Annotated in this window: 8 protein-coding genes and 1 pseudogene; 1 reads left to right on the plus strand and 8 read right to left on the minus strand. The window is 42.1% G+C overall.

Features of this window, described 5'->3' with window-relative positions; translation table 11 throughout:
• Positions 1-192: 192 nt before the first annotated feature.
• The 6 genes from NNL21_RS36975 to NNL21_RS35725 all read right to left on the minus strand — a co-directional run bounded on the left by NNL21_RS36975 (position 193) and on the right by NNL21_RS35725 (position 4,174).
• Positions 193-363, minus strand: coding sequence for a helix-turn-helix domain-containing protein (locus NNL21_RS36975; protein WP_204822868.1), 171 nt, complete (start codon positions 361-363; stop codon positions 193-195).
• A gap of 95 nt (positions 364-458) precedes the next feature.
• Positions 459-794 carry an HIT domain-containing protein gene (locus NNL21_RS35705; RefSeq protein WP_204822867.1) on the minus strand — a complete coding sequence of 112 codons (336 nt, stop codon included), beginning with the start codon at positions 792-794 and terminating at the stop codon, positions 459-461.
• Positions 795-1,016: 222 nt separating this feature from the next.
• The gene (locus NNL21_RS35710) at positions 1,017-1,880 is read right to left on the minus strand and encodes a helix-turn-helix domain-containing protein (RefSeq protein ID WP_204822866.1); all 864 of its coding nucleotides are present in this window, start codon (positions 1,878-1,880) and stop codon (positions 1,017-1,019) included.
• Positions 1,881-2,345: 465 nt separating this feature from the next.
• A complete protein-coding gene (locus NNL21_RS35715; protein WP_204822865.1) occupies positions 2,346-2,849 on the minus strand; it encodes a DUF3600 domain-containing protein in 504 nt (167 codons plus the stop codon).
• Positions 2,839-3,402, minus strand: a complete 564-nt coding sequence (locus NNL21_RS35720; protein ID WP_204822864.1) for a sigma-70 family RNA polymerase sigma factor — start codon at positions 3,400-3,402, stop codon at positions 2,839-2,841. Before NNL21_RS35720 ends, NNL21_RS35715 begins: the two co-directional genes overlap by 11 nt.
• Positions 3,403-3,856: 454 nt before the next feature.
• A complete protein-coding gene (locus NNL21_RS35725; protein WP_309145374.1) occupies positions 3,857-4,174 on the minus strand; it encodes a winged helix-turn-helix transcriptional regulator in 318 nt (105 codons plus the stop codon).
• 202 nt (positions 4,175-4,376) lie between these two features.
• Between NNL21_RS35725 and NNL21_RS35730 the strand changes: the two genes are divergently transcribed.
• Complete coding sequence (locus NNL21_RS35730) at positions 4,377-5,243, plus strand: SDR family NAD(P)-dependent oxidoreductase (RefSeq protein WP_204822862.1); 867 nt, start codon at positions 4,377-4,379, stop codon at positions 5,241-5,243.
• A 224-nt stretch (positions 5,244-5,467) separates the two neighbouring features.
• Here NNL21_RS35730 and NNL21_RS35735 read toward each other — a convergent pair whose 3' ends face one another.
• Entirely contained in the window at positions 5,468-6,028 is a 561-nt protein-coding gene (locus NNL21_RS35735; RefSeq protein ID WP_256555712.1) for a transposase, read from the minus strand.
• A 638-nt stretch (positions 6,029-6,666) separates the two neighbouring features.
• Positions 6,667-7,003, minus strand: a pseudogene (gene alaS / locus NNL21_RS35740) (alanine--tRNA ligase); the annotation flags it as partial.

Below are 7,003 nucleotides of genomic sequence, written 5' to 3' on the forward strand. Positions count from 1 at the left end.
CATCATACCAAGGAGTCTTTTTGTTTCTCAAATCTCGTATTTCTTCATAATAGGAATGCTGCCTGTTAGCGTAATGAGACTGCCGTACATTCTGCGGTAGCCTCGTTGTGTGTAGTTTATTGTGCTATCGTGTCCCGATAGCTCAATGCCTTTAAGAATTTCATAGGCTGATTCTAATTTTTTTTGGTGGTGTTAATCTTTCCCCCGTAACTGACCCCCAGCTTCGAATTTCTTCACCCATTGATATACTTGCTGGTAGGAGACCTGAAAGTGAAGCGCCGTCTGTTGGTTTAGACTACCGTTGATGTTATTGAAAGATTGTGTAGCTCCCTCCCTACATACGGTTAGATTAGCCGAATAGATACGTTAAATTGCCCGTTTGCTTAATAAAATAGCAGGCTACCGAAGTGCCTGCTCATCAATGTTTGTCATTCAACTATCGTGTCCCGTTAGCTTAATCAACTTTTGTGCAAGGGTTGGCCGAAGACCACATGGAAATGAAGATGTTTCGAATCTTGATACTGCCCTAAATTTGTTATTACTCTACAAGCCCCATGTTCTGAAACGACTTGTGAAGCAACCTTCTTAACAATTTCCATAATCTCAATTATGAGGGCATTATCACCTTCATCTAATGCAATAAGTGAGGGAATATGTCTTTTCGGAATCGTCACAATATGTACTGGATAGAATGGACGGGTATGATGATAAGCGAGCACATTATCGGTTTCCAATACCTTTTGTACAGGTGTTCGACCACTTAATACCTCTTCGCAATAAAAATCTTCCGACATATTTAAATTCCCTCCTGCCATTTTCCTTATTTTAACACAAGGTGCTTCACATAACTGCCTGTTTTGCGCAACGCGGCTGCCGATCCATGCCGGCTGCCGCGTCTTAGTTGTTGATTAAGCTATCTAATCTGCCCGTTAGCTTAACGGCCTGCAGTGCCTTTGTGAAGTGAAAAGGACCCGCGGCGGCGGATCCTTTTGCTGTTATTTGAACTATCTTCGCCGTTAGTTTGCGTTAATTTTCCACACCTGGAGCTTTTCGATATATGCTTTCATATGCCATTCATTTGAATCATTGGGATAACCAAGTTCTTGGCTAATCACAAGATGATATTTATGAATAAAATCAGCATATAAAAGATCGTAGTAGAAACTCTTAATAATCACGCGGTCTGCATCGAGAAGCGATACAACGGTTGTTTGGGGTTTAATCTCAATACGGAATGTCTCCCACTCATTATAACGAATTACATGTCGACTACATTTACTATCAAACCTAGTAATATCACTGATAAACTCTCGCTCCTCCCCATAATTGCCACCACGCGCCGACACTCGGATGGAATTCGAAGAACTTCTGTCATACAGCCATAATTCGATTATGCCATCAATATCGCCGAGCGGCTTAAATGTCAGCTCGACAACGGTATATGGCTCAAGCGTGACGGCTGATTTGGAGACCAATCCTCTTCGCTTGCATGTCGGTCTCTCCGATGTATGAACTAGTAACGAATTTCTGCCGTCAACCTCGATCGGCTCCAGGGTCTGAGGAAGCCCTGAATAGTTTGGGATAAATGAAGCTCCCTCCCAATGATCGAACGAAAAGTCCGCAATAGCAAGATTAAATAATAATGAATCTGTTTGCGGGTTATATGGTGCAGCCTTACTGACCAGTAATTCATCAATCGATGTACTTATAGCAAAGCCCAACGTCGGCAGTATCGAAGTATCTGGTAGAGCCAATCCCTTTTCCCACTTGGATACTGCTTGAGGGGTGACATTTAGTATTTGCGCCAACTCATCTTGCGTCATCCCGTTTAGTCTTCTTCGTTTCACTATAACGTCCCCAACTGCTTTTGGATTAATCATGTGCTCTCTACCTCCATAGTCTATGTACTAACTTAAGTATAAATGGGATTTTGAAGGGTGTATAACAACCATCGGAGTATAAAACGCAACTGTGAGTTGAGGATATGAAGACAGCCTATTTGAATCAAAGCGATTAGACAATGGGGATAATCAGCTTCTTTATTCGATTATTTACAAACACTAAGGTTACCCATTTCGAATAACAACGACTTGCACTCCCCAATATCGATGTTTTTGATTAATATTACCATAAGTGTTTCTGAATGGGTCATGCCTTTCTTTAAGATTACTGCCCGTTTAGTTGAAAAAACGGCAGCAAATCAAATTGATCTGCAGCCGTTTCCTTGTTTCGATTCCACTCGTTAGCACAATGATCTACCTGCCTCTGGTAACAACTTCACAAGCAATACCCCAGTTCGGGAAAAAGAGACTCAATCCTCATCGACGGGTCCCTACTTCATTTTCTTAAGGTTTGGGGGTACCGTTTATCTTCTTGAAGTATGGGGCAAGCCTGGAGGCGAGCTGCTCAAACTGCTGCTGTTCTTCTTTAGTCAGTTTCTCCTCATGTACGACCCCATTTTCATCGGTGATTTTCAGCTTTAATTGCACCAACTGCTTGGTCAGCTTCGTATACTCCTTGAATTCGTCTTCCGTGAGCTTGCCTTTTGCTGCCTGAAGCATTCCTTCAATCTCTTGATAATCTTCCTGTGTACCATCGTGCTGTTCAATGGTCGCAAAGGAACCGAAAATATCATCGGCCAGATAGGAAGCAGCAAAGACAGAAGTCGGAATCAGGATTGCTACTGCGACAATGCCTGCCAGCATGCGTTTTTTCATAGGAGATCTACCTCTCTTTTCGTTCATATAGTGTTGATAATTCTGTCGGACACGTCCATACAAATCGGGTGGGCAGTGCATTGAATCTGCCGCCTGGCGAAGCTCTTCACGCAATTCCTTGTCAATGGACATACACGTCTCCTCCCGTCATTGCGAAACGTTTCCGAAGTTCTTTCAGTGCCAAGTGATGTCTGGATTTCGCTGTTCCAACGGGGATCTGCAGCATATCTGCGATTTCTTCCAGAGCATAGTCGTGAAAATAGCGAAGGATGACAACCACACGTAGTTTGTACGACAACTGGCGGACAAGGCTGAACAGTTCTTGCTGCATTTCGGACTGCAGGACAGCTTTGTCCGTCCACTCGAACTGTTCGCAAGTCATCTGGCGGTTTCGTTCAAAGAGTCGAATTCGCCGCCAGGCCTTTCTTTTCCAATCCTGAACCTGACGCACAATGATCCCGTGCAGCCAATACCGGAACGGCCGGTTCGGGTCGTACGTGTGAAACGCCCGCCACATGCGCATGTAAACTTCATTCACGATATCCTCAATGTCTTGTTTGTTGTAGACGAGAAAAGCAACCGTCCGATAGACGTCTTGGTGAGTCGCCTGATAGACAAGCTGAAAGGCCGACTCGTCGCCCAACGTTGCTTTTTCCAGCCACGGAAGTAACTCTTTATCATTCATGGGGGGGCCCTCCCTAACGTGTTACAACCCATAATTCGCTCTCGCGAGGAAAAAGGTTCAGTAATAGAACAAACTTTTTGACGATACTCGCTAGAAACATCTTCAGGTGTACCGCAAAGCAGCCAGCCGCCGGTTTCCCAGTTGCTGGCTGTTTCGCTTTAGCTTGTGCTTTGGCTATGCTTAAATCGTTATCTGTTCAAGATTGTACCATATATTGGAACTACCCTGCCCGTTACTTCAATGAAAAAAGCAAACTGCCGTTGCAATTGTATAGTAAAAATAAAGTTTTAGACTGAAGTACCTGATTTTACGCGGTTTATGAGATTGAAGGTCGCCAGACTTCTAAAAATAAGTATTAGACTGTCCATAAAAATAAAACAGCGGGAGGCTAGGACTTGAAAAATAAAGTCCTAGACTGCCGCTGTCTTTATTGAACGTTCGCCATTTAGCTTAATCATCTATCGATCTTGGGCATTCGACTCTCGTTCTCCTGCGTATCATAACCCTTCCACTTTTCTCCCCAATCTTGCATGGTGTAGTACACCCGAAGGAAATCCTTTCCCTTGTCTGTCATGGAATACTCGACGGTTACGGGTACGGTTGCAAATACTTCACGATGAATGATATGAGCCTGCTCCAAGAAGCGCAGAACATCATTTAACGATTTGGTGCTAATGTTCCCTAAGCCTCTCCTTAGTTCATTGAATCGTCGAGGAGCAGTAGCTAGTTCACCCATGACCCAGAATGTCCACTTACTCCCAAGTATTTGCATGGCCTCCTCCATCGAAACCGAACATTCCTCTTTCTGGCTGTGTGTATACATAAAGTCCACCCCGCAATTACTTATAGTAAGCAGCTTTATTAAAGCAAACTAAATAAGTATAAAGTGCCTTCTTTAACCGTATGGTTGATTCCATTATACTTCGAAGTAATTCAATCATGGGAAAAAATATATCGTTGGGGGTATAACCACAATGCGTACGATTGTAATAGCCGGAGGAACCGATGGGATTGGAAGACAATTAGCCTTACAACTTATACGTAATGGGGAACATGTCATTATTATCGGCCGTAGTTCTGAGAAAGGCGAAGATTTGCGACTTGAGGTTGCACGGTTAGATGGGGAAGACAGATTCATATTTCTCCAAGCAGATTTAAGCCTCGTCTCGGAAAATATTCGGATAGTCAATGAAGTATACCGAAGAGTAAACCACATCGATCAATTGATTCTCTGCGCGCAATCCCAAAAATTTAGTAAAGTATATCGTGAGACGAAAGAAGGATTTGAGCATCATTTTGCATTATATTATTTAAGTCGATTTATTCTGAGCTTTAAATTTCAAGAACTACTTAAAAGAAGTGCGGCGCCGCTTATTATCAACGTTTGCGCTCCGGGCGTGAAGGGGGACATTAAATGGGATGATTTGCAGCTACAAACACAGAGACCATTTAATAGTATAAAAGCCATTATGCATGGTAGCAGACTTAATAACCTGCTAGGCTTGGCATTTGCCCAAAGCACTGCAGATACGAATATAAAGTATGTATTATTCAATCCCGGAGCAGTTCAAACAAAAGGGGCGACGGAAGCATTCGATAATAAGCTGTTAAAAATATTGGTCAAGCTCATGTATAAAATAATCGGTCTGCCTGTCCAGAAAGCAGTAAAGCCCATTCTTCATTTCATAAAGTCGCCACCTGAAAATTCGCTAACTGCTTATAAACAAAACAATAAGTTAGATATTGCTCAAGTTATATCAAACAATAATCAATCCGAAAGGCTGCATCGCCTCACAATAGAATTGATTAAACGAAAACACGTAGAGCTCAAGATCAACTAAGAATGGAAGTACCTAAATACTTGCCGTTACTAGTGGTACGGTTCAGCATTTTGCAATTGAACTATTCTGGTTTCGCTTAACGCCCATATCCAGTCTAATGTAGTGTAGCGCTTAGAAAAATGTAAATGAGCCCATCACTGTAATTTGGAAGCTTCTTATTTCCAATTTTACATGAAAATGGGCTATTTATGTTCAGTGTAAGGCAGTGTAAGATACTGGTCGTTTTATAAGACATCGTCATCAGCTAACTCATCCGCTTGGCGTTCGTAATCTTCTAAATTAGCTGGGATCTTTAATCTTACTTTATCACCGTCAAGGATTACTCCCATTTTGCTCGCATGTTTGAATGGATCATACAGTTCATTGTTTTTAAGGCATGAGTATAAAACTTGGGCAATCTTACCGCATACATGCCCTATTGCTTTTCTCTTCGCCATTCCTCGATCAACTAATCGCTTATAGTAAACACGAAAACTATTTTCACTTATTTTTGGAGATATTAATAGCAAAGTCATTAAGAATAGAACTCTGCGAGTATCTCTAACACCCTCGTATGTACTCTTAAAAACGGATGTTCCCGAGATTTTATTCTCCGCAGCTACACCAAGGTACTTTTTAAGCTCTAAATATGTTGAGAAACGTTCAATATCACCAATAGCGCCGATAAATGTACAGGCCATAGATTCACTCATGATAGGGAAGGACATAAGTATCATTGTATAAGGATGAGGCTTATATCCTTTTTCTTTATTCCCATAAAGCAGGGAAGCTATCTGTTTATCCATCTATTCCAACATAGAAGGGATAAAAAACTCTTGAGTTGTCTCGGTCTTCAATAATGCTCGTATCCGTAAGCATAAAATTATCCAACTTATGATCACCTATTCGAATCATTTGCACCAGATTAACCAAGTTTTCTTAAGAGCTCCACAATGGGCCCAATGTAGCATGTCAGGTTTTAGATTCGGTGCATTACCCATAATAAACTGAGAGGTCGAGTATCCGCCTCAATAACTTTAAAGGGCTTCTGTTAAGTTCTTTCGACAGAAGGAAACAATTTCCTGCTTTCTCTGTTAAGTTCTTTGTTTTTCTATGCAAAAAAACCTGTCATTTCGACAGGTTGAATAATCATTAAATGTGCAGCGCCAAAAACATGGAGTGCCTCATTTCTGTTAAAGAAGTCCAGGAGGATGTCCTGCCGGCTCCAAACCTATTCTGGGCGGTTGTTCCCTGAGAGGTCACTGCACAATTATATATACGCCTATTAAGGGCTAATTCCTTCTAATACGGTACCAGTTACCACAAATACTTTATAGAAGTCTTTCCAAGCTCCACATTAGACTCAGAGGTTAACTGGTACTAAGGTATTTTAGCACGTTGCTCAAAAGTGGTAAAAGCCTATTTATTGAACTAACGTTCCTCGTTAGCGTAAAGCATCAGTGCTTTCAAGTACTGCCTTTATCCTCCTTACGCTAGAAGACGAGCTCTCTTCCTTAACAATTTTAAAAGTACCAAGGTCAGCCGTATTCACCGCGTGAGGACCGCCGCATATCTCTTTGGAGAATTTGCCCATCGTATATACTTTTACCATCTGGCCATACTTGCTCTCGAATAGACCAATAGCCCCTGTTCTACGTGCATCTTCAAGCGTCATCTCTTCGAACGTAATCCCAACGCCTTCGGCAATCGCTTCATTGACCAGCCGCTCGGTTGCCACGATCTCTTCTTCAGTCATTTTACGATGGAACGAAAAATCAAAG

This window comes from Paenibacillus mendelii, from assembly GCF_024498075.1.
Classification (GTDB): Bacteria; Bacillota; Bacilli; order Paenibacillales; family Paenibacillaceae; genus Paenibacillus_Z; species Paenibacillus_Z mendelii.